General features: G+C 67.2%; 2 protein-coding genes. Both read left to right on the top strand.

All coding sequences use genetic code 11. The features are described 5' to 3' along the window. The coding region (locus tag I71_RS02325) for an alpha-E domain-containing protein (protein ID WP_042689789.1) at positions 1–774 on the top strand (774 nt) is incomplete at its 5' end. 4 nt (positions 775–778) lie between these two features. After that, positions 779–1,166 (top strand): transglutaminase N-terminal domain-containing protein (locus I71_RS02320; RefSeq protein ID WP_042689784.1); only part of this gene is annotated, 388 nt, incomplete at its 3' end.

Genomic DNA, 1,166 nt, shown 5'->3' with positions numbered 1-1,166 from the left:
GCCAGCCGCGGCCTGCGCGAGGCGCTGCACGCGGCGGTCACCGATCCCGACCACCCCAACAGCCTGCGCTCCCAGGTTCTGCGCCTGCACCGCACCGCCTATTCGGTGCGCGACCGACTGTCGATGGACATGTGGCGCGTGGTATCGGCCATCGACCGGCAGACCCAAACCCCGAAAGCGCGCATGGACGCCGCGTCGCTTCTGCTGCGGCTGGACGACGTGATGATCACGCTTGCGGCCTTCTCCGGCCTTGAGCAGGAGAGCATGACGCGGGGGGCCGGCTGGCGCTTTCTTGACATCGGCCGGCGGATCGAACGGTCGCTGCACATGGTTGCGTTGATGCGCGGCGTTCATGTCGCCGATCTCGACCGGCTGGAGGAACCGATGCAGGCCGCCACTCTGGCCGTCCTGCTGGAGTTGGGCGAGAGCGTGATGACCTATCGCGCGCGCCACCTGACCAGTGTTCTGCGCACCCCCGTTCTCGACCTGCTGATGGGGGAGGAGGCCAACCCCCGCGCATTGGCTTTCCAGCTGGCGGCACTGGACCGGCATATGCGGGCGTTGCCCAAACAGGGCGTCGGTACCGGCACCGATCCAACCGGTGGAGCCCTGGCAATCGTCGCCGCTGCGCGCAACGCCCTGGAGCGCACCGACGCAATGGCGTCCAGCGAGGCCTTGCGCACCCTGCTGGACAGTTTGGCGATGTCACTGCCGGACGTATCCAATTTCCTGGCACATGCCTATTTCAGCCATGCCTTCGCACGATCGGCCTGACGCGATGACGCCTCCGTCCCCCGCTCCCGCCTCCGGCGACACCAGCCTGTCGACGCGCTATCGCGTGCGCCACGCCACAGCCTATGACTATGGCGAGGATGTGCCGATCTCCCATCACCTGCTGCACCTGACGGCCCGGCCGCACCCGCGCCAGCGCATCCGGCGCAGTCAACTGACCATCGATCCGGTCCCGGCGGTAAGAACGGAGCGTGTCGATTATTTCGGCAACACCGTCACCTATGTCGCCGTGCAGGAGCCGCATCGCAGCTTTTCCGTGATCGCCGAAAGCGAGGTGGAGGTGTTCGAGCCGCCGGCGCTGTCGCCGGAGAGTTCACCCCCCTGGGAGCAGGTTCGCGATAGCCTGCGCGGTCTGTCCGGACCGGACGACGGAG

Origin of the sequence: Azospirillum sp. B506 (assembly GCF_000333595.1) — a bacterium.
Taxonomy (GTDB): Bacteria; Pseudomonadota; Alphaproteobacteria; order Azospirillales; family Azospirillaceae; genus Azospirillum.
Note: the sequence above shows the minus strand (reverse complement) of the source record. Positions and strands in the feature narration are given on the sequence as shown.